This is a genomic window from Micromonospora sp. NPDC051227 (assembly GCF_044455385.1).
Lineage (GTDB): Bacteria > Actinomycetota > Actinomycetes > Mycobacteriales > Micromonosporaceae > Micromonospora.
Genome location: NZ_JBITET010000007.1, coordinates 306,284 through 327,121 on the forward strand (window position 1 = coordinate 306,284; position 20,838 = coordinate 327,121).

Here is a 20,838-nt window from a genome sequence, read left to right on the forward strand (position 1 = left end):
GCAGCGAACAGCCTCGGCTTGATCCGCAAGCCGCGGCCGGAGGAGTTGGAGGATCCGAGGATGCTGACGATGTATTCCACCCCCTGGTGCGGCTACTGTCACCGGCTGAAGTCGCAGCTCGACCGGGAGGGCATCGGGTACGAGGTGGTCGACATCGAGCAGGACCCGAAGGCCGCGGAGTTCGTGATGAGCGTCAACGGCGGCAACCAGACGGTGCCGACGCTGCGCTTCGCCGATGGCAGCGCCCTGACGAATCCTTCGATCACCCAGGTGAAGCAGCACCTGGAGACGCTCAACGCCTGATCTGCCGGTTCAATCTCGACGAGCGGCCGCCCCACCCGGGGCGGCCGCTCGTCGTGTTCCGGAGCGGGTCACCGCGGCGACGGTCGGCGAGTGACGGAAGCTCGGGCCGGTCGGCGTCCTCGACCGGTCGGCGGGGTGCCGGGAGCGTCGGGCGGGTGGGCGGCGTGGGCGGCGTCGGCGGGCGGGCCCCGGCCGGCGCGCTCAGGTGCCGGCCCCTCCACAGGTAGCTGCCGGCGGCCAGGGTGGCCACCCCGACCAGCGCGAACAGCAGCCGGTAGTCCAGGAACCCGACCAGCAGGGCGCCCGCCCCGATGGAGACCGCCTGCGGCCCGCTGACCACCGCCTGGGTGGCCGCGGCGACCCGGCCGACCAGCGAAGGCGGCGTGCGGCGCTGGATCAGCGTGTGCAGACCAACCATCGTCAGCGGGAGTGAGACCCCGGCCAGCAGCACCGCCGCGAACCCGAGCCGCAAATCGGGGAAAGCGAGCGCGAGCGCGGCCGGAGAGAAGAAGGCGACCCCGGCGGCCAGCGTGCCGACCTCTCCCAGCCGGCGGACCAGCGTCGGTGAGCAGAGTCCACCAAGCAACCCACCGATGCCCTGCACGGTGACCAGCACCCCCACGAAGGCGGCATCCCGGTTAAGCCCCTGGTCGACGTAGGCGAAGATGAGCGACTCGCTGAAGCCCATCACCAGTGACCCGAGCCCGTAGCCGAGCAGGGCCCGCCGCAGGGCCGGCTCGCCGGCCAGGTGCCGCAGACCGGCGCCCAGTTCGGCCGGCCACCGCAGCCGTACGGCCGGTGGCAGCTGTTGCGGGGTGGGCAGCGCGGTGACCACCGCCGCCGCGGTCAGAAATCCGACCATGCCGACTCCGGCCAGCGCCCACCCGCCGAGCGCCGCGTAGAGCGCCGCGCCCACCAGCGGGCCGACCAGTCGGATCCCCTGGCGTACGGTCTGCAGCACGCCGTTCGCGTCGGCCAGCAGCTCGACCGGCACCATCTCGCGGATGAGCCCACTGAGCGCCGCGCCGAGCGTGATGGACGAGAGTCCGTACAGGGCGGCTACCAGATAGACGACCCAGACGTCGCCCGCGTCGCGGACGGTGAACAACGGGGCGAGCAGGGCTGCGGTCAGCACGTTCGCGGCCACGAAGAACGGTCGGCGCGGATAGCGGTCGACGACCCAGCCGACCAGTGGCGCCAGCGTCATCGGCGTGATGACCGCGAAGATCGTGGCACCGGCCAACCCGTTCGAGCCAGTCAGATCCTTGACCCAGATGGCGAGTGCGAGCAGCAGGATCGACTCGGCGGTCATGCTGGCCAGCAGGCCGCCGAAGAGCAGGCGGAAGTCGGGTCGGCGCAGGATCGTGCGCATGGGTCCCTCCGGCGGGATGGCGTGCCCAGGTGGGCGAGGTCGACGGGCCGCGACCGCGGGTCCGTCTTCGTCCGGCATTCCCGTGGTGCGATTTTCGCAAGACACGCCCTCGCCGGAACCTCCGACACCGGTCGCGCCGTCCATACTGACCGTGGGGGGCGAATTTCATACAGTTACCGTCGCGTCTGCGGCGGTCGACGGGAAAGAGGACACTGTGCCTCCTGCCGCACCCAGCCCGATCCTGCGTCGTCGCCGGTTGGGCATCGAGCTGCGCCGCCTACGTGAAGCCGCAGGCCTCACCGGCGATCAGGTCATCGAGCGTATCGGTTGGGCCTCCGCGTCCAAACTGTCCCGCTTGGAGAACGGCCGCAGTCGACCGGACCCGCAGGACGTCGGCGACCTGCTCGACCTCTACGGCGCCGACCAGGCGCTGCACGACGAGCTGCTGGGCATCACCAACGAGGCCGGCGACATGCGCGGCTGGTTGAAGAACTTCCCGGTGATGACGCAGCAACAGCGCGGCTGGGCCGAATTGGAGGCGGGCTGCGCGGAGATTTCCGAGTACAACCCGGTGCTGGTGCCGGGCCTGTTGCAGACCCCCGGGTACGCCCAGCTCCGGATCGTGTCGGCCCGGCAGGTCAACGCGGGCGCGGGCGAGCCGGAGCCCGGCGACGAGCCGGAGACCGAGGTGCAGGCGCGGCTGGCCCGCCAGTCGCTGCTGACCCGCGAGCCGCACGCTCCCCGCTACACCGCCGTGTTGGAGGAGGCGGCTCTCGGCCGCCGGGCCGGGCCGCCGGAGGTGCTGCACGAACAGTTGCTCCAGCTCTGCGAGTTGGCGCTGCTGCCCAACGTGGCCCTGCACGTGCTGCCCCGGGACACCCAGATCGGCGATTGGTACCTTCCGCCGACCGCCTTCTCGGTCTATCGGTTCGCCGATCCCCTCGATCCGGAGACATTGGCCATCGAAGGTGGCTTCACCGACGTCATGTCGACCGAGTCAATCACGCTAAATCGCTATAAAGTGGTGTTCGAGTGGCTATGCAAGGCGGCACTTGACGCCTCGGACACCCTCTCCTGGCTGATCGAGGCGACGGGACGGCTGACCGAGGCGGCGCCCCCATCCACAGTGGCGTTCGGACCGGCAACGGCGCCGACCCAACGCCGCCGGGAATCAGGGCGACTGACGGACCGGTGATCCACGGGGGACCCTCCGTCGGGACGTGCGGCACCACTCGTCCCATCGGATCGCTGCACATCAGGAGCAGAACCATGAACGAAATCCGCAACACGCCGTCCGTCTCCGCCCACTCGTTGGCGGACGCCCCGTGGCGTACCAGCACACGCAGCCAGACCTCCAACTGCGTGGAGGTCGCCCCGCTGGCCACCGGCCCGTCGGCTGTCGCCCTGCGCGACAGCAAGGACCGGGGCGGCCCGGTACTGCTGTTCAACCGCGCGGGATGGCTCGGTTTCATCACCGGGGCAAAGAAGGGCCAGTTCGATCTGAACTGATTCGGTGACTGGTACGGGGCCGTCGGCGCACTGCCGGCGGCCCCGTCGCGTCCTACCCGGCGACTCGGTCGCTCGGCGACCCTGCTGAGCAGCGATCCGCCGATCGGACGAGGCTCGAAACCGATAGGCGCGTTTCAGTTGCTGGGACGAACACGGGGCGTAACATGGCCCTCGGATACGTGGAACTTCCACACTGGCTCATCCGTCGCGGTTCATCCGGAGACCCTCATGCGGTTCCTGATCGTTCGCACCGACATCCGCGCCGTCGCTGACGGGGACATCGCCGCCGCATGGGCGGACGGCCACCGACTTCGCGACGAGACGACCACGCCCGAGCCGCGCCGGCAGATCGTGCACGCCGAGGACCGGGACGCCGCGCTGCTGCTGGCCCGCGCCCTGGCCACCGTCGGCGCGGTCCGCGCCGGCAAGCAACGGGTCAAGGTCCTCCCGCTGATCGAATCCCGGCCCGCCTTCCGACACAGACCGGGCCGCACCGGCACCTGATTCCACAGGTCGTCCGTCGTGGTCGGACCGGCTCCCCCGCCGCGTTACTCGCACCCGCCGACCACGACGGCCCGTGTTCCCGGCCCGTGACCGCCGCGGCAACGGCGGCCACGGGCCGGGACCGTGCTCAGCGGTCGGCGTCCACCCAGCCGTCCAGCCAGCGGTGAATGAGGAACAGCGCGATCGACGAAGGGGGCGGCAGGATCAGTCGGGCCCCCTCGCCCACGTCCACCGACTCCCCGGCCAACGCCGCCCCGATTTCCCGGCGGGAGAACCACCGGGCGTACGCGATCTCGGACGGGTCGACCCGCACCGGCTCGGCCGGGTTCGCGGTGGCCAGGAAGCCCAGCATCAGCGAGCCGGGGAACGGCCAGGCCTGGCTGCCCACGTACCCGATGCGCTCGACCCCGATGCCCACCTCCTCGCGGACCTCGCGCAGCACGGCCGCCTCCGCCGACTCCCCCGGTTCCACGTAGCCGGCCAGGCAGGAGTAGCGGCGACCACCCGGGGTGCCCTGCCAGCCGGCATTGTTGCCGAGTAGGCAGCGGCCGTCCGGGCCGTCCACGCCGTCGTGCACGAGCACGATCATCGCCGGGTCGGTACGCGGCCAGATCCGCCCACCATTGCGGTCCACCCGGGACCAACCGGCCTCGTCCATCGCGGTCGGCGCCCCGGTGCTCGTGGAATAACCGTGTCGGGTGTGCCAGTTGACCAGCGCCAACGCGGTGGTGAAGATGCCGGCCTCCCGATCGGCGAGCAGGTGACCCACCTCCCGGAGGTGGACCGCCCGGGTCCCCGGGATCGCCGGAAGAGGCGCGTCGACAGCGAAGACCGGCACCCCGTCCGGCTCGACACCCAGGAACATCGCCATCGACTCCGACCCGGCGGGTACGTCAGCCGCCCCGAACAGCACCAACGTCGGAGGCGACGTCTCGGTGCGGGCCAGCGTCCGACCCTCGTCGGTCGAGTCGAGCAGCAGCACCCGGGCGCGCAACCACGCCTCGGTCAACCACTGCGAGTCACCCCGCCGGTGCGCGGCCCGATCCAGCGTGGACCGCGCCAACGGCGGCGCCGCCTCCCCGCTCACGCCGGCGCTCCGCTTCGCTGCACGCCGCCGTGAGACGGCCCGCTGCTGAACCCCATGGCTCGCTCGCTCCGCTCGCTCACGCCGGCGCTCCCCTTCGCTGCACGCCGCCGTGAGACGGCCCGCTGCTGAACCCCATGGCTCGCTCGCTCCGCTCGCTCACGCCTCTTGCTCGGTCTGAACCGTGGTCAGCGCGGCCAGCCCCGGGGTGACCCGCTCCGCGTCGCCGAGCACCACGATCGCCGCCCGAGCCGGGGCCAGGTAGCGGGCCGCCGCCTGCGCGACGTCGTCGATGCTCGCCTTCGCCAACCGCGCCGCGTACTCGGCGAGGAAGTCCAGGCGCAGACCATTGCCGGCGTACGCGCTGGTCAACGCCGCCAACCCGGCCTGGGTGGACATGCCGAGCTGGAGGGTGCCCAGGGCGTACTGCCGGGCCTGCTCCAACTCCTCGGGCTTCGGTGGGAGCGACGCCAACCGACCCAGCTCGTACGTCGTCTCCAGCAGCGCCGGGCCGGTGACCTCGGTGGCCACGTCGGCGGCGGCGACCAGCACCGACCCGGCGACGGAGTGCTCGATCGCCGAGTGCGGGCCGTACGTGTAGCCCTTGTCCTCGCGGATGTTCTCGACCCACCGGGAGGAGAAGTAGCCGCCGAAGATCAGGTTGGCCAGTTGCAGCGGGGCGTGGTCCGGGTCGGTGCGCGACACCGCCGGCAGCGCGATCCGCAGCGAAGACTGCACCGAGCCCGGCCGGTCGACCAGCAGCAGCGGCCCCGGCTCCAGCGGCGGGGTCGCCGGCAGCTCGGCCGCACGCCCGGCACCCGACCAGCCGCCGAGCGCCCGCTCGGCCGCGTCCAGTGCCTTCTCCGGCTGCACGTCACCGACCAGCACCAACTGCGCGCCGGACGGGTGGACCCGCTCCGAGTGCAGGGTGCGCAGCGCCGCCGGTCGGACGGCACGGATCTGGCCGGGCTCTGGCGTCTGCGTCGCGTACGGGTGCCGGCCGTAAATCCGCTTGAGCAGCGCCTCCCGGGCCAGGTGCGAAGGCTGGCTCTGCGCCACCTGGATCCGGTCGACCAGCCGGTCCCGTTCGGTGGCCACCTCGTCACTGGGGTAGCTGGCGCCGGTCAGCACCTCGGCCAGCAGCTCCAGCATCCGGTCCAGGCCGGTGACCAGGCCGGCGCCGGAGAGCATCAGCCGGTCCGGGTCGACGCCCGCGGAGAGCCCGCCGCCCACCTTCTGCAACTCGGCGGCGATCTGCACGCTGGTCATCGACTCGGTGCCGGAGAGCATGGTCTGCGAGAGCATCGCGCCGCGGGCCAGGTGGACCCGGCCGAACGGCACCCAGAGGCGCAGTTCGACAAGGGGTACGGCGGGCCGGCGTACGGCGATCACGGTGAGACCGTTGCGCAGCGTGCGCTCGGACTGCTTGGGCACCTTGAGCTTGCGGGTCGGCCCGAGCGGCGGCAGCGTACGCGGGCCGGCAGGAGCGGTGGTGACACTCATCGGGCGCCTCCGGCAATGACCTCGATGGCGGCCCGGCGCTCCGGGCGCAGGGTGGCCGCGGCGGCCCGGACCTGCTCCTCGGTGACCTCGCCGACCAGCCGGGGCAACTCGTTGAGCAGGCCCGGTTCGCCGCGTTGCTGCTCCAGCACGGCCATCCGCAGCGCCCGACCGAGCACCGCGTCGGTGTCCCGCAGCAGGTGGGTCGCCATCCGGGCCTGGGTGCGGGCCAGCTCACCGTCGGTCAGCCCGTCGGTGGCCAGCCGGTCCAGCTCCTCGTCGATGGTGCGCAGCACCTTGTCCACATCGCCGCCGGGCGGCAGGTGCGCCTGCAAAAGCAGCGCCGTGGGATCGCGTACGTCGAACGGTTCGCCCATGAAACCGAGGTATCCGCCGAGGCTGGTCACCGTGCGGTCCCGCTGCACCAGCCGCTCGACCAGCCGCGACGCGTCGCCGTCGGTGAGCACCTCGGCCAGCACCACGTACGGCAGGTAGCCGGCGAAGTCGGTGACCGGGTCGGGCACGCGCCAGGCGCCGGCCACCGCCGGCAGCGGCGCCAGGGCATCGGTGTACGAGGTGCGCCGCTCGGCGCTCAGGTCGGGCTCGGTGAAGTCGGGCCGCTTCGGTGCCGGTCGGGCCGGCACGTCGCCGAAGTGCCGGGTGACCAGCTCGGTTGCCTCGGCCACGTCGATGTCGCCGCTGACGGCCAGCACGGCGTTGCCGCTGGCGTAGTAGCGGCGGAAGAAGTCCGCGGCGTCGGCGACGGTCGCCGACTCCAGGTCGTCGAAGGAGCCGTAGCCGTCGTGGGCGTTCGGGAAGGTGTCGAACATGACCGGCGGCAGAGTGAGCCAGGGGAAGCCGCCGTACGGCCGGTTGAGGACGTTGACCCGGATCTCCTCCTTGACCACGTCGACCTGGTTGCGCAGGTTCTCCTCGGTCAGCCGGGGGCCGCGCATCCGGTCCGCCTCCAGGAACAGCGCGCGCTCCAGCGCGTTACTCGGCAGCGTCTCGAAGTAGTCGGTGTAGTCCAGGTGGGTGGAGCCGTTGAAGGTGCCACCCGCGCCCTGCACGTGCCGGAAGTGGGCCAGCTTCTCCAGGTTCTCCGAGCCCTGGAACATCAGGTGCTCGAAGAGGTGGGCGAAGCCGCTACGCCCCTCCGGCTCCGAGCGGATGCCGACGTCGTAGACCACCGCCACCCCGATCACCGGGGCACTGCGATCGGGGGTGAGCACCACCCGCAGGCCGTTGTCGAGGGTGAACCGCTCGACCGGATACTTCGTCGCTGGAATTCTGGATCTCCGCGCCGCCACGGAGTCGACCCTAGCGCGTCGACACCTCCGCCACCCGCGACCTTCCCGGAGCCGCCGCGACAGGGGCCGTCACCTGGGGCAGCACTTCGGCGCCGACCCGCTCGGCCTCCTCACGGTGCGGCCAGCCGGAGAGGATGAACTCGTCGACGCCGAGCGCGGCGTACTCGTCGATTCGGAGCCGCGACCTCGGCGTAGCTGCCTAGCAAGCTGGTAGGAAATGCCGACATAACTGAGACGCGCCATCCCGTCATGTGGATGGGTCTTGACGCTGACCGCAGCCTGACCCACTCTTCCTACCAACTAAGTAGGAATACTGCGGATTGGATGGACGATGAGACGGCTCCCCCTGCGCCGGTTGGTCACCCTGGCCACCCTCGCCGCCCTCGGCGCGGCGACACTGGGCAGCACTGCCGCGTGCGGCGACGACAGCGAGGGCGCGGGCGGCAGCTCCGGCCCGGTGACGCTGCGCCTTGGCTACTTCCCCAACATCACCCACGCGCCGGCGGTCATCGGCGTGGAGAAGGGCATTTTCGCGGAGAAGCTCGGCACCAACGTCAAGCTGGACCCGAAAACCTTCAACGCCGGCCCGGCCGCCATCGAGGCGGTCTTCTCCGGCGCGCTGGACGCCACCTACATCGGTCCGAACCCGACAGTCAACGCCTTCTCCAAGTCCAAGGGTGAGGCCGTCCGGGTCATCTCCGGCGCGGCCTCCGGCGGCGTGGCGCTGGTCGTCAAGCCCGGCATCACCGGCACGCAGGACCTGAAGGGCAAGAAGATCGCCACCCCGCAGTTGGGCAACACCCAGGACGTGGCGATCCGTTACTGGCTCAAGCAGCAGGGCCTCACCACCACCAAGGAGGGTGGTGGTGACGTCAAGATCGTGCCGCAGGAGAACGCCCAGACCATCGAGACGTTCAACAGCGGCGCGATCGACGGCGCCTGGGTGCCCGAGCCGTTCGTCTCCCGCCTGGTCAACGCCGGCGGCAAGGTGCTGATCGACGAGCGCGACCTGTGGCCGGACAAGAAGTTCGTCATCACCAACCTGCTGGTGAGCACCAAGTTCCTCAAGGCGCACCCGGGCGTGGTGCAGAAGCTGGTCGACGGTCAGGTGGCCGCCAACGAGTTCGTCAACACCAGGCCGGAGGAGGCGCAGCAGGCCATCTCCGACGCGATTGGCAAGATCACTGGCAAGCCGCTGGACCTGAAGCTGATCAAGCAGGCGTGGCCGACGTTGGAGTTCACCAACGACCCGATCTCGTCCTCCCTCAAGGCCGGGCTCGACCACGCCGTCGACGTGGACCTGACCGAGCCGGTGGACCTCAAGGGCCTGTACGACCTGAAGTACCTCAACAACGCGCTCAAGGCGCAGGGCAAGCCCGAGGTCGTCCAGCCATGACGTCGACAACGACGGCGCCGCAGAGCGCGACCACAGCGGTCACGCTCTCCGGCGTGACCAAGGTGTACGGGCGCGGGGCGAACGCCGTCCTGGCCCTGGACGGTGTGTCGCTGAACGTCGCGCCCGGCGAGTTCGTCTGCCTGGTCGGCGCGTCCGGCTGCGGCAAGAGCACCCTGCTCAACCTGGTGGCCGGGCTGGACCGGGTCAGCGGTGGGCGGATCAGCCTGGCCGGCGACGCCAACCCGGGCCTGATGTTCCAGGAGCCGGCGCTCTTCCCGTGGCTGACCGTCGACGCCAATGTGGAGGTGCCGCTCAAGCTGCGTCGGCTCCCCCGGGCCCAGCGTCACGAGCGGGTCGCGGAGCTGCTGCGCACTGTGCACCTGGCCGACTTCGGCCGTAAGCGCCCGCACGAGCTCTCCGGCGGGATGCGGCAACGGGTCGCGCTGGCCCGCACCCTGGCCCTGGACACGCCGGTGTTGCTGATGGACGAGCCCTTCGGCGCGCTGGACGCGATGACCCGGGACATCCTGCACGACGAGCTGGAACGGATCTGGTCCGAGCGCAAACTCTCGGTGCTCTTCGTGACGCACAACGTCCGCGAGGCGGCCCGGCTGGCCGACCGGATCATCCTGCTCTCCAGCCGACCCGGCCGGATCATCTACTCCACCGAGGTGAACATCCCGCGCCCTCGCCGGATCGACTCCCCCGAGGTCGCCGCCATCGCCGCCGAGGTCACCGAGCGGCTCCGTACGGAGGTGGGCCGCCATGGCCAGTGACACCCTCACCAGTTCGGCGCGTACCGACGCGGAGATCACCGGCCTCGACGCGCTGGAGATCGCCGGCCGGGACAAGGAGGTCTCCCGGGGTGCCCGGATCTGGGCGGCCATCTGGCCCAAGCTCGCCGCGCTGGCCATCGCCATCGCCGCCTGGCAGATCGTCGTCTGGACGGGCTGGAAGCCGCCGTACTCACTGCCGCCACCGCTGGAGGTCGGCCGCGAACTGGTGGCCCAGGCCCAGGGCCCGCAGCTCTGGGACGGCCTGCTCACCACGCTGCAACGGGCCGCCCTCGGGTACGTCTTCTCGGTCGCCGTCGGCCTGCTGCTCGGCCTCGCGGTGGCCCGGTCCACTGTGCTGCGCGCCGCCATCGGCTCGATGATCACCGCATTGCAGACCATGCCGTCGATCGCCTGGTTCCCGCTGGCCATCCTGCTCTTCGAGCTGAGCGAGAAGGCGATCTTCTTCGTGGTGGTGCTCGGCGCGGCGCCGTCCATCGCCAACGGGGTGATCTCCGGGGTGGACTACGTGCCGCCGCTGCTGGTGCGCGCCGGCCGCAACCTGGGCGCCCGGGGACTCAACCTCTACCGGTACGTCATCGCGCCGGCCGCCCTGCCGGCGATCGTCGCCGGTCTCAAGCAGGGCTGGGCCTTCTCCTGGCGCAGCCTGATGGCCGGTGAGCTGCTCGTGAGCGGTATCTCACAGACCTCGCTCGGCGCCCAGCTCACCTACTCCCGCGAGTTGTCCGACGCGCCCTGGCTACTCTCCACGATGATCGTCATCCTGGTCGTCGGCCTCGTCGTGGACGCCGCGTTCGGCGCGGCGGACAAGGCGATCCGGCGCCGCTGGGGCGTACTGGACCAGGCTGGTCAGTGACGTGTTCGTCTCCGCGCGCAGCGACTACGCGCTCCGGGCGTTGCTCGCCGTCGCCGCCGCCGGTGGTGGCGGCGACGGCGACCGGGTCGGCGAGTTGGTGAAGGCGGCCAGCCTGGCCGAGGTGCAGGACATTCCGCTCAGCTTCCTCCAGGGCATCCTGCTCGACCTGCGCCGGGCCGGTCTGCTGCACAGCCATCGCGGCGCCGACGGCGGGTACGCGCTGACCCGCGCCCAGCCGACGAGATCACCGTTGGAGACGTGCTGCGTGCGGTCGGCGGCTCGCTCACCACGGTCCGCGGCCTGCCAACCGAGCGGGCCGGCTATCACGGAGTGGCAGCCGGGCTCACCGACGTCTGGCTGGCGGTGCACGGGGCGATCGCCACACGTCCCACTCCGCGATCTTGCACTTACTGTCCCCGCATAAGAGACATCCGAATCATATCGACATCCGAAAGTGCAAGATCGGCGCCGGGAGAGGGGCGCGGGGGCGATGTGGTCGGGCCGGTGCCCCGCCGACCCGACCACACCTCGTACCGATCCTGACCGGGCCTGCCCCTCCGCCGGCACCGGTAGGCCGGTCGCTGCTCAGCCCACGTGTGCGGTCGCCGGGCCGAGGCCCGGGTCGCCAGGACTGTGCAGCTCCACCAGACCGGCGGGAGCGTTACCCGCCGGGGTGGCATGCCAGGGCGCGAAGGCCGCAACCATGGCGAGCAACAACCCGGCGAGCGCGACCGCGACCACCAGGATCAGTTCACGCAGTGCGCCCGAGCCGGCTTCGCCCGCCATGGTCACCCCTCCCGTGCCGGGCCCCCCGCCCGACTTCCCCCATCGGTCAGCCTCGACCACGACCGGCCGGGGCGCAGTCGGCCAGCCGACCCAGCAGAGGCTGATTACCGACTCAGCAGAGGGGCCACCCGGCGCGGCCGGCTGACCGGTCGCGCCGCACGGACAGCCGACCGGCCCGGAACACCGCGCAGACAAGACCGACCCGCCTCGCCGAAGCGGGACGGGTCGGTCGACGCGCAGAAGATCAGACGGTACGCGGGCGACGCGGGCGACGGGACCGGCCCGACGCGCGGTGCGCCGGACGGGCGCCACCATCGGTGGACGCGCCACCGGAGGTACGGGCCCGAGAGGCGGGCGCCGGCGGAGCGACGATGGTCACCGGCACACCGGACGGCTCGCGGGCACCGGTCACCCGGGCCAGCGCTCCGTCACCCAGGCGCACCTGGACCGACTCGGGCCGGATACCGGCGGTGGCCATCAGCCGGGACACGTCCCGACGCTGCTCCGGCAGGACCAGGGTGACCACGGAACCGGACTCACCGGCCCGGGCGGTACGGCCGCCCCGGTGCAGGTAGTCCTTCGCCTCGGTCGGCGGGTCCACGTTGACCACCATGTCCAGGCCGTCCACGTGGATGCCACGGGCCGCCACGTCGGTGGCGACCAGGGCGGTCACCTGACCGTTGCGGAACTGCTCCAGGATCCGGGTGCGCTGAGGCTGGGACTTGCCACCGTGCAGCGCGGCCGCGCGTACGCCCTTGGAGAGCAACTGGCGAGCCAGCCGGTCGGCCCGGTGCTTGGTGCCCATGAACAGGATGGTGCGGCCCTCACGGGCGGCGATCCGGGTCAGCGCGTCGGGCTTGTCCAGCGCGTCGACGTGCAGCACGTGGTGGGTCATCGCGGTGACGGTGGCGGTGCCCGGGTCGACCGAGTGGGTGACCGGGTTGCTCAGGAAGCGGCGGACCAGCCGGTCCACGCCACCGTCCAGGGTCGCGGAGAAGAGCATCCGCTGCCCCTGCGGCGCGACCTGCTCCAGCAGCTTGGTGACCTGCGGCAGGAAGCCCATGTCGGCCATCTGGTCGGCCTCGTCCAGGACGGTGATCTCGACCTGGTCGAGCCGAGCGTCGCCACGGTTGATCAGGTCGTGCAGCCGGCCGGGGGTGGCGACGACCACCTCGGCGCCGGCGCGCAGGGCGTCCGCCTGCCGCTGCAACGACAGGCCGCCGACCACTGTGGCGCAGCGCAGCCCGACGGCGCGGGCGTACGGGGCCAGGGCGGTGGTGACCTGCTGAGCGAGCTCGCGGGTCGGCACCAGCACCAGGGCCAGCGGGCGGCCCGGCCGCGCCTTACGGCCGGCGGTGCGGGACAGCAGCGGAAGCCCGAAGGCGAGGGTCTTACCGGAGCCGGTACGACCCCGGCCCAGCACGTCCCGGCCCGCGAGCGAGTCGGGCAGCGTCGCCGTCTGGATCGGGAACGGCTCGGTGATGCCCTGCGTGGTCAGCGCGGTGAGCAGCGCCGGTGCCAGACCGGTATGAGCGAACGACGGAATAACTGTGGTCATGCGAAAAGCCTTCCTCGACGCGGAACGTGTCGAGGGAGGGCGCCGAAGTCGGCGCTGTCACCAGCGGAAAAAGGCCGCCAGGACTCACAAGCACGAACCGAAAGGGAGTACAGGCCGGCCCGCCGCCGGGCCGCCGCCTGCGTAGGCAGGCGACAGCGGGGCGGGCCGGTCCCGTCACCGTCACACCCGGAGGGCGGGACAGGTAATGCTGACCGATCCGAAGATCAGAGCGGGCGGATGTTCTCCGCCTGCGGGCCCTTCTGGCCCTGGGTCACCTCGAACTCGACCCGCTGGTTCTCGTCCAGGCTCCGGTAGCCGGAGGACTGGATCGCCGAGAAGTGGGCGAAGACGTCAGCGCCGCCGCCGTCCGGGGTGATGAAGCCGAAGCCCTTGTCAGCGTTGAACCACTTCACGGTGCCAATAGCCATGTGTTTCGTCTCCTTGACGGAACGTCGGACACGCACTTGTTGCGTGCCCGAAGAGGAGCGCTCCGCGCGGGGATGCGCGAATCGCCTGTCGCTTCTGGTCGCCCCGCCCGGAGAACTCCGGACACAACAAAGAGCGCCTGGGGCCACAATTCCCGCCAGGCGCACACAGAGTCTCTGGTAACCAAAACTGCAACCCGGATAAGCTACCACAGCTCCCCCCGCCATGGTCAAGCTTGGGCGGAATCTTCGGGCAACTGGGCGATCATGGCGGTGAGGCCGGTCACATCCAGCAGGTCGGCGGGCCGAACGGTCACCCCGTGCCGGACGTAGTGGAACGCCGCGCCCACAGTGTCGACCGGCACGCCGGCAAGTTCCGCCCAGGCCAGCCGGTAGACGGCCAACTGCACGGCGGCCACGTCGGCCGCCGGCCCGGTGGGCTGCGCGCCGGTCTTCCAGTCGACCACGTCGAACCGGCCACCCGGCCGGGCGAAGACCGCGTCCATCCGGCCCCGCACCACCACTCCGGCGATCACCGTGGCGAAGGGCACCTCCACCTCCACCGGGGACCTGTCGGCCCACTCGCTGGCCAGGAACCGCTCCTGAAGCTCGACCAGCGCCTCGTCGGGTGCGGCATCGGCGTCGGCCGCGCCCGGCAGCTCGTCCAGGTCCAACAGGCGGTCGGCGCCGAAGCGCTGCTCCAGCCAGGCGTGGAAGGCGGTGCCTCGACGGGCGTACGGGTTGGGTTCGGCCGGCACCGGGCGACGCAGCGTACGGGCCAGCGCCGCCGGATCGCGCCGCAGCGCGACCAGCTGAGTGACGCTTAGCGCCCCGGGCAGCGCCACCTCGACCGCACCGGAGAGCCGGGTCAGCTCGGCGCGCTCCGCCAACAGCAGGTCCGCCTCGCGCTGCCAGCGCGCCACCTCCGGATCAACCTCCGGCTCGACCGGCTCGACCGTCGACCCGATCGGCGTGACCGGCCCGGCAAGCACCGGCCCGACCGGCCCGGGGAGCGCCGCCGCCGGACCGTCGGCCATCAGGCGACGCACCAGCCCGGCCGCCTCGGCCAACGCCGGCCGGCGACCGCCCAGCGGGTCGGCCGGCCACTCCGCGCGAAGCACCACCTCGGCCGTGGGGTTCGTCGCGTCGGGGGTCGGCTCCGGCGCCCACACGTCGATCAGGTGCCCCGGATCGCCGTCGAGGCAGGCGTCGTACACCTCCCGCAGGAAGACCGACGGACCTCGCGGTCGCTTCGTGCCCTCTCCCCACCAGTAACCGGAGCAGAGCAGCAGCCGGCGCGGTCGGGTGACAGCCACGTACGTCAGCCGGCGTTCCTCCCGCTCGTCGTGGGCCCGCCACGCGTCGGTGAAGTCGGTCACCGCCCGCGCCACGGCCCGCTGGTCCCCCGCCTCGTCGAGTGCCAACTCGGGCAGCCCGTCGGCATCGCCGCGCAGCGGGAACGGCAGCACGCCCAGCCCACCCAGCCAGTGGTCGGAGTTGCGGACCGGCCCCGGCCACAGACCACGACTGAGCCCGGCCACCGCAACGACGTCCCACTCCAGGCCCTTGGCGGCGTGCGCGGTGACCACCTGCACCGCGCCCTCCACCACCTCGACCTCGCCCGGCGCCAGACCGCGCTCCTCGTCCTCGGCGGCGGCCAGGTAGGACAGGAACCCGGACAGGGTCGCGCCGGGCGTCTCCCCGCTGAACCGGGCCGCGACGTCGCCGAGCGCGTCCAGATGCCCCCGGGCCAGGCCCGCGTCGCCGGCGCCGTCCCGGCCGGCCCGCACCGCGACCTCCACGTCCAGGCCGATGGTCCGCTCGATGTCCGCGATGAGGTCCGGCAGCGCCTGGTCCAGCCGGTAGCGCAGCAGCGCCAACTCCCGGCCGTACGCGCGCAGCCGCGCGAACCCCTCCGCCGAGTACGCCTGCGCCGGCCCGAGGTCGGCCAACGCCTCCACCAGGGTCGCCTCGTCCAACAGGTCGGGGCTGATCTCCGCGGCCTCGTCCGCGGCCACCTGTCGCCGGGCGTTCGCGATGGCCCGTGCCCGCCGGTGCAACGCCACCAGGTCACGTGGCCCGATCCGCCAACGGGCGCCGGTGAGCAACCGCAGCAGCGCGGCGCCGTCGGTCGGGTCGGCCAGCACCCGCAGCGTGCAGACCACGTCGCGTACCTCGGGGGTGTCCAGCAGGCCCCCCAGCCCGACCACCTCGACCGGTAGGCCACGCTCACGCAGCGCCGACTCGATCGCCGGGATCTGGCTGCGCACCCGGACCAGCACGGCTGTCGTCGGACGCCGCGCCACCGGGATGTGTTCCGGGGCCGCGCCCGGCATCCCGGCCGCCCCACGCCAAGCGGCGAGCACACTGTCGGCGATCCAGTCGGCCTCGTCGGCGTACGTGGGCAGCATCGCGCAGTGCACGGTACCGCCGGCCGCGCCGCCCGGGCTGCGGTGCGGGATCGGGTCCCGGACGGTCAGCGCGGAGCGCAGCTCCGGCACCCGGGCACCCGCCGCCCGCAGCGGGGTGGAGAGCGCGTTCGCCACCCGGAGGATCTCCGGGCGGTTGCGCCAACTCGTGGTGAGCCCCAGCGCCGGGGCCGGCTCACCGTTGGCGCGGGCGAACTCGGTGGGGAACCGGTCCAGGGTGCCCGCGCTGGCCCCCCGCCAGCCGTAGATCGACTGGCACGGGTCGCCCACCGCGGTCACCGGGTGCCCGCCACCGAACAACGCGTTGAGCAACACCACCTGGGCGTGGCTGGTGTCCTGGTACTCGTCGAGCAGCACCACCCGGAAGCGGTCCCGCTCGATCACGCCGACCCCCGGATGGTCCCGGGCCACCCGGGCCGCCCGGGCGAGCTGGTCGGCGAAGTCCATCGCCTCGAAGTCCTCCTTGCGCCGGGCGTACGCCCGCACCAGCGGCAACAGGCGCAACCGGGTCTGCTGGAGGGTGAGCGCCTTACGCACGTCGGCGTAGACCCGACCCGGCCGGGACTGCACCTCGGCGAAGAACCGACCGGTCCAGGCCGCCAGGTCGTCCGGCGCGACCAGGTGCTCGTCCAGCTCCCCGGCCAGCGCCAGCACCGCGTCGGTGATGGTGCTCGGCATCCGGTCCACCTCGGACATGTCGCCGTCGTAGTTGCGCACCAACAGGTCGACCAACTGCCAGCGGGACGCCTCGGTGAGCAGCCGGGTGGACGGCTCGTAGCCGGCCCGCAGCCCGTGCTCGGTGACGATCCGCCCCGCGTACGAGTGGTAGGTCGAGACGGTGGGCTCTCCCGCGAGCGGATCGCCCAGCGGGTCCCGTCCCTGCCGGCCGAGTCGGCGGATCAGCTGGTCGAGCCGGGTCCGTACCCGATGGGCCAGCTCACCGGCGGCCTTGCGGGTGAAGGTCAGCCCGAGGATCTGCTCAGGCCGAACGTACGAGTTGGCCACCAGCCAGACCACCCGGGCGGCCATCGTCTCGGTCTTGCCCGACCCGGCGCCGGCGACCACCAGCAGCGGCTCCACCGGAGCGGCGATGATCGCGGCCTGCTCCCGGGTGGGCGCCGGCAACCGCAGCAGCTTGGCCAGCTCCACCGGTGTGTACCGGGGGCCGGAGTCCGCGAGTCGGGGTGTCGGCGCGGGGCCCGCGCCGAACAGGGTGGGCTGACTCACGGTGCCGTCTCGGTTCCCAACACCGGCGCACTCCTCGCCCTCACGCGCGACTGGGCTCGCAAGCTCACTCCTCGCCCTCACCTGTGCGTCGAACGGTGGGCGGCTCGACGACCTGGCGACCCTGCCCGGAGACCGGGCAGCTGGTGCGCACCGGGCAGACCCGGCACTTCGAGTTGGCCACCGCGGCGAACGTGGCGGCTGCCATCGTATCGGCGGTCCGCCGGACCAGCGCGGTCGCCCAACCGGCCGCCGGGCCCTCGCTGGCAGCGGGCTGATTCTGCTCCCTGGCGTCCTTGGCGGAGGTCCCGAGCTGCACCAGCGCGGCACCCCCGGACTCGTCACCGAACTCGGCGAACGCCCCCGCCTCCACCGCCGCCTGGTACGCGCCGAGCTGTGGGTGCTCCGCCAGGTCGGTGCCGGTGACAGCTGTGGACTTGCCCGTCTTCAGGTCGATCACCACGAGCCGCCCGGCCTCGTCGACCTCCAGCCGGTCGACCCGGCCGGTCAGGTCGACGGGTCGGTTCGGGTCGTCCAGGCGGACGGCGAACTCGTGCTCGATGGCGAGCAACCGACGCGGATTGGTGGCCAGCCAGCGCAGCAACTTGTCGACCATCGCCTCGGCGCGTTCCCGCTCCGGCCCGGCCATCCACCGGGCCGCCAGCTCGATCGCGTCGAACCGGGCGGCCACGTAGTCGAGCAGCGCGCCCCGGTCGGCGCTGGCGTCCTCGGCGAGCATCGCGGCAGCGTGCACCAGGTTGCCCACCCCCTGCGCGGTGCTGGTCGGGCCGCTACCGCCGTGCCGTTCCAGCAGCCAGCGCAGGCTGCACCGCAACGCGCTCTCCATGGCCGACGGGGTGACCCGCACCGGGTCACCGTCGTCGACCAGCGGCCGGTCGTCGGAGAGCACCCGCAGCCCCCACCAGTCGTCGGGGTGCGCGCCGGGCACCCCGGCGGCGGCGAGCCGGGCCAGCTCGGCCGCCGCGGCGCGCCGCCGGGCCGCCGGGGCGGCCGGGTCGGTGATGGCGGTACGCAGTTCCGCGACCAACGCCGGCAGGGTGAGCGCCCGGGGTGGACGGGTCACCGGCAGTGCCCCGGGGCGGCCCGGCTCCTCGTCGCCGGTCTCACCCACTGCAGAGCCGCCGGTGCCGCCGGAGGACGGCTCGGTGCGGGGACCGGGCGGTGGGCCGGGCGCTGTCGGCGTGGTTGGCGGCGTGTTCGGCGGGGTCGGCGGCGGGCCGGGCGCTGTCGGCGGTGTGCTCGGCGGGGTCGGCGGCGGTGTGCTCGGGCCCAGTTCGTGCAGGAACCGGCTGGGCTGCTCCTCGTGGTCGTCGCCGCCGACGGCGGCCGACGCCACGGCGCTGACCAGCAGCCGGTGCCGGGCCCGACTGATGGCGACGTGGAAGAGCCGACGTTCCTCGTCCAGCAACGCCGAGGTCTGACCCACCACGTTCGCCGCTGTCGCCCCGTCGACCGACCGGCCGGCCAGCATGTCGACCAGTCGCTCGGAGCCGAGCAGGCTGCCGCGCAGCCGCAGGTCCGGCCAGATGCCCTCCTGCACGCCGGCCACCGCGACCAGGTCCCATTCCAGGCCCTTCGCGGCGTGCGCGGTGAGCAGGCGTACCGCCGCACCCCGGTCGGCGGTCGGGGCGATGGTGTCGGCCGGCAGGTCCTGGGCGAGCACGTGGTCGAGGAAGACCTCGGTACGTGCGCCGGGCAGCCGGTCGGTGAACCGGGCCGCCGCGTCGAAGAGGACCAGCACGGCGTCCAGGTCGCGGTCGGCAGCCTCGGCCCGCCGACGTCGAGCCAGGTCGCCCTCGCCGGCCTCCGGACGCCCCTGGTTGATCGCGCCGGCCCACCGCTCGGCGAGACCACTGGCGTGCCAGACGGCCCAGAGCACGTCCTCGGCTGTCGCACCCGGCCGGGCGGCGGCTTCGCGTGCGATGGCCAGCAGCCCGGCCACCGCCTGCGCCGGCTCCGCCCAGCGCCGTTCGATGCCGGCCAACTCCTCCGGATCCTGCAACGCCTCGACGATCAGCTCCCCGGAGGGGCGTCGGTCGCCGCCGGCCAACGCGAGCGCGCGCAGGCCCTGCCGCAGCCGCCGCTCGGCCAGCGGGTCGGCCCCGCCGAGCGGCGAGTGCAGCAGCGCGACGGCCGCCTCCTCGTCGAGTCGTTCCGGCTCCAGCGCGCAGCGCAGCAGGAGCAGCAGCGGCGCGACCGCCGGTTGCAGATGCAGGGGCAGATCCTCACCGTGCACCACTGTGGGTACGCCGGCAGCGTGCAGCGCCCGTCGCAGGGTGGGCAGCTGCAACGCTGTCGACCGCACCAGCACCGCCATCCGTGACCAGGGCACGCCGTCGAGCAGGTGGGCCGAGCGCAGCGCATGGGCCAGCCAGGCGGCCTCGCTGGTCGCCGAGCGGAAGGTGTGCACCTCGACCACGCCGGGCGGCGCGTCCGGCAGGGGGTGCAGCCGACGGTGCGCGGCCGGACCCCGCAGCCGGCGACCCAGCCGGGCGATCGCCGCGAGCAGACCCGGCCCGGCCCGGTACGACGTGGTCAGCAGCACCTGCGCGGCCGGCGCCCCGGATGCCGTCCGGAAGCGGTGCGGGAAGGTCGCCACCCCGGCCGGGTCGGCGCCCCGGAAGGCGTACGTGGACGAATCCGGATCGGCGAACGCGACAAGCGACTTGCCACCGCCGGCGATGACCGAGAGCAGCTCCAGTTGGGCGGGGTCGGTGTCGGCCAGCTCGTCGAGGTAGACGTGCGCGAGCCGACGACGCTCGGCGGCCAGCAACTCCTCGTCGTCGCGCAGCAGCCCGGTGGCCGCCCGGACCAGCTCCGCCGGGTCGTACGCGATGGAGCCCCGGTTGCTGACATCGCGCAGCGCGAGCACGGCGACGTACTCGCGGAGGAAGCGGGCGGCGGCCGGCCAGTCGGCGCGGCCGAGCTTCTCACCCAGGCGGGCCAGGTCGATCGGGCCCACGCCGCGCTCGGCGGCGCGCATGAGCAGGTCGCGCAGCTGACCGGCGAACGCCCGGGTGCGCAGGGCGGGGCGCAGGTCGGTCGGCCAGCCGACCGGGTCGTCCTCGGGCTCCTCGCCCACCACGTCCAGCAGCTCACGGATGATCAGATCCTGCTCGGGGCCGGTGAGCAGCCGGGGCGACGGTTCGCCCCGTTCGGCTGCGGCGCGGCGGAGCAACCCGAAGGCGTACGCCGGGAAGGTGCGCACCAGCGGCTCGCGCAGCACCCGGTGGCCGTCCTGCGCGATCCGGGCCTCGATGCGCTGTCGCAGCGCGGTGGCGCCCCGACGGCCGAAGGTCAGCACCAGGATCCGTTCGGGGTCGACCCCGTCGGCGACCCGGGCGGCGACCGCCTCGACCAGCGTGCTGGTCTTGCCGGTGCCCGGGCCGCCGAGCACGAGCATCGGCCCGTCGGTGTGCCCGACCACCTCGGCCTGCACCGGATCGGCCCGCCAGCCGCCGCCGACGGCCAGCTCGGGCCCAGCCACGGCATGGGGCCCACCCGACGCGCCGACACCGCCCCCGGACAAGTCGCCGCTGGCGGGCACGGAAGCGCTGTCAGGCGTCGTCCCGTCCCCCCGCGCCGGCCCTCCGGGCCGCCGCACCAACCGGTACGCCTGCATCAGCTCATCCCATCAGACCCATACGACACCCACCCAATCCCCGAACCCCACCCCAACCCACCCCGTCGATCATGAAGTTGGCAGCGCGACACGCCGACAGCGACGTCGCCAACTTCATGAACACCGCGGCCGGGCCGGGGTCTGG

15 protein-coding genes and 2 pseudogenes are annotated in these 20,838 nt (G+C 72.6%); 8 read left to right on the forward strand and 9 right to left on the reverse strand.

Annotated elements, in window-relative coordinates; translation table 11 throughout:
• Nucleotides 1-60: 60 nt before the first annotated feature.
• Nucleotides 61-303 carry a mycoredoxin gene (locus tag ACIA47_RS19960; RefSeq protein WP_030337579.1) on the forward strand — a complete coding sequence of 81 codons (243 nt, stop codon included), beginning with the start codon at nucleotides 61-63 and terminating at the stop codon, nucleotides 301-303.
• 151 nt (nucleotides 304-454) lie between these two features.
• On the opposite strand, the pseudogene ACIA47_RS19965 reads toward ACIA47_RS19960, so the two are convergent.
• Nucleotides 455-1,675, reverse strand: a pseudogene (locus ACIA47_RS19965) (MFS transporter); the annotation flags it as partial.
• 214 nt (nucleotides 1,676-1,889) lie between these two features.
• Between ACIA47_RS19965 and ACIA47_RS19970 the strand changes: the two are divergent.
• The 3 genes from ACIA47_RS19970 (at nucleotide 1,890) to ACIA47_RS19980 (ending at nucleotide 3,688) form a co-directional block, all read left to right on the forward strand.
• On the forward strand, nucleotides 1,890-2,870 hold the full coding sequence (locus tag ACIA47_RS19970; protein WP_203123836.1) for a helix-turn-helix transcriptional regulator: 981 nt from the start codon (nucleotides 1,890-1,892) through the stop codon (nucleotides 2,868-2,870).
• A gap of 74 nt (nucleotides 2,871-2,944) precedes the next feature.
• Nucleotides 2,945-3,184, forward strand: a complete 240-nt coding sequence (locus ACIA47_RS19975; protein ID WP_112583698.1) for a DUF397 domain-containing protein — start codon at nucleotides 2,945-2,947, stop codon at nucleotides 3,182-3,184.
• Between the two features lie 228 nt (nucleotides 3,185-3,412).
• Complete coding sequence (locus ACIA47_RS19980; protein WP_091406149.1) at nucleotides 3,413-3,688, forward strand: hypothetical protein; 276 nt, start codon at nucleotides 3,413-3,415, stop codon at nucleotides 3,686-3,688.
• A 127-nt stretch (nucleotides 3,689-3,815) separates the two neighbouring features.
• On the opposite strand, the gene nudC is transcribed toward ACIA47_RS19980, so the two are convergent.
• The 3 genes from nudC to ACIA47_RS19995 all read right to left on the reverse strand — a co-directional run bounded on the left by nudC (nucleotide 3,816) and on the right by ACIA47_RS19995 (nucleotide 7,582).
• The gene (gene nudC, locus ACIA47_RS19985; protein WP_203123840.1) at nucleotides 3,816-4,775 is read right to left on the reverse strand and encodes an NAD(+) diphosphatase; all 960 of its coding nucleotides are present in this window, start codon (nucleotides 4,773-4,775) and stop codon (nucleotides 3,816-3,818) included.
• Between the two features lie 156 nt (nucleotides 4,776-4,931).
• Entirely contained in the window at nucleotides 4,932-6,275 is a 1,344-nt protein-coding gene (locus tag ACIA47_RS19990; protein ID WP_396709707.1) for a M16 family metallopeptidase, read from the reverse strand.
• On the reverse strand, nucleotides 6,272-7,582 hold the full coding sequence (locus ACIA47_RS19995) for a M16 family metallopeptidase (RefSeq protein WP_396709709.1): 1,311 nt from the start codon (nucleotides 7,580-7,582) through the stop codon (nucleotides 6,272-6,274). Before ACIA47_RS19995 ends, ACIA47_RS19990 begins: the two co-directional genes overlap by 4 nt.
• Before the next feature lie 331 nt (nucleotides 7,583-7,913).
• Between ACIA47_RS19995 and ACIA47_RS20000 the strand changes: the two genes are divergently transcribed.
• The 4 genes and pseudogenes from ACIA47_RS20000 to ACIA47_RS20015 form a co-directional block, all read left to right on the forward strand.
• The gene (locus tag ACIA47_RS20000) at nucleotides 7,914-8,978 is read left to right on the forward strand and encodes an ABC transporter substrate-binding protein (protein WP_396709711.1); all 1,065 of its coding nucleotides are present in this window, start codon (nucleotides 7,914-7,916) and stop codon (nucleotides 8,976-8,978) included.
• Nucleotides 8,975-9,754, forward strand: a complete 780-nt coding sequence (locus ACIA47_RS20005) for an ABC transporter ATP-binding protein (RefSeq protein WP_396709713.1) — start codon at nucleotides 8,975-8,977, stop codon at nucleotides 9,752-9,754. Before ACIA47_RS20000 ends, ACIA47_RS20005 begins: the two co-directional genes overlap by 4 nt.
• Entirely contained in the window at nucleotides 9,744-10,628 is an 885-nt protein-coding gene (locus tag ACIA47_RS20010; protein ID WP_396709715.1) for an ABC transporter permease, read from the forward strand. Before ACIA47_RS20005 ends, ACIA47_RS20010 begins: the two co-directional genes overlap by 11 nt.
• Nucleotide 10,629: 1 nt before the next feature.
• A pseudogene (locus ACIA47_RS20015) lies at nucleotides 10,630-11,009 on the forward strand (RrF2 family transcriptional regulator); the annotation flags it as partial.
• A 204-nt stretch (nucleotides 11,010-11,213) separates the two neighbouring features.
• On the opposite strand, the gene ACIA47_RS20020 reads toward ACIA47_RS20015, so the two are convergent.
• From ACIA47_RS20020 to ACIA47_RS20040, 5 genes are all read right to left on the reverse strand, one after another.
• Nucleotides 11,214-11,414 (reverse strand): hypothetical protein, encoded by a 201-nt coding sequence (locus ACIA47_RS20020; protein WP_091406170.1) that lies wholly within the window; start codon nucleotides 11,412-11,414, stop codon nucleotides 11,214-11,216.
• A 244-nt stretch (nucleotides 11,415-11,658) separates the two neighbouring features.
• Nucleotides 11,659-12,972, reverse strand: a complete 1,314-nt coding sequence (locus tag ACIA47_RS20025; RefSeq protein ID WP_203123851.1) for a DEAD/DEAH box helicase — start codon at nucleotides 12,970-12,972, stop codon at nucleotides 11,659-11,661.
• A gap of 224 nt (nucleotides 12,973-13,196) precedes the next feature.
• Nucleotides 13,197-13,400, reverse strand: coding sequence for a cold-shock protein (locus ACIA47_RS20030; protein WP_007464836.1), 204 nt, complete (start codon nucleotides 13,398-13,400; stop codon nucleotides 13,197-13,199).
• 227 nt (nucleotides 13,401-13,627) lie between these two features.
• Nucleotides 13,628-17,053, reverse strand: coding sequence for an ATP-dependent helicase (locus tag ACIA47_RS20035; RefSeq protein ID WP_396709718.1), 3,426 nt, complete (start codon nucleotides 17,051-17,053; stop codon nucleotides 13,628-13,630).
• 64 nt (nucleotides 17,054-17,117) lie between these two features.
• Nucleotides 17,118-20,693: an ATP-dependent helicase gene (locus tag ACIA47_RS20040; protein ID WP_396709720.1), complete on the reverse strand. Its 3,576-nt coding sequence runs from the start codon at nucleotides 20,691-20,693 to the stop codon at nucleotides 17,118-17,120.
• Nucleotides 20,694-20,838 lie beyond the last annotated feature (145 nt).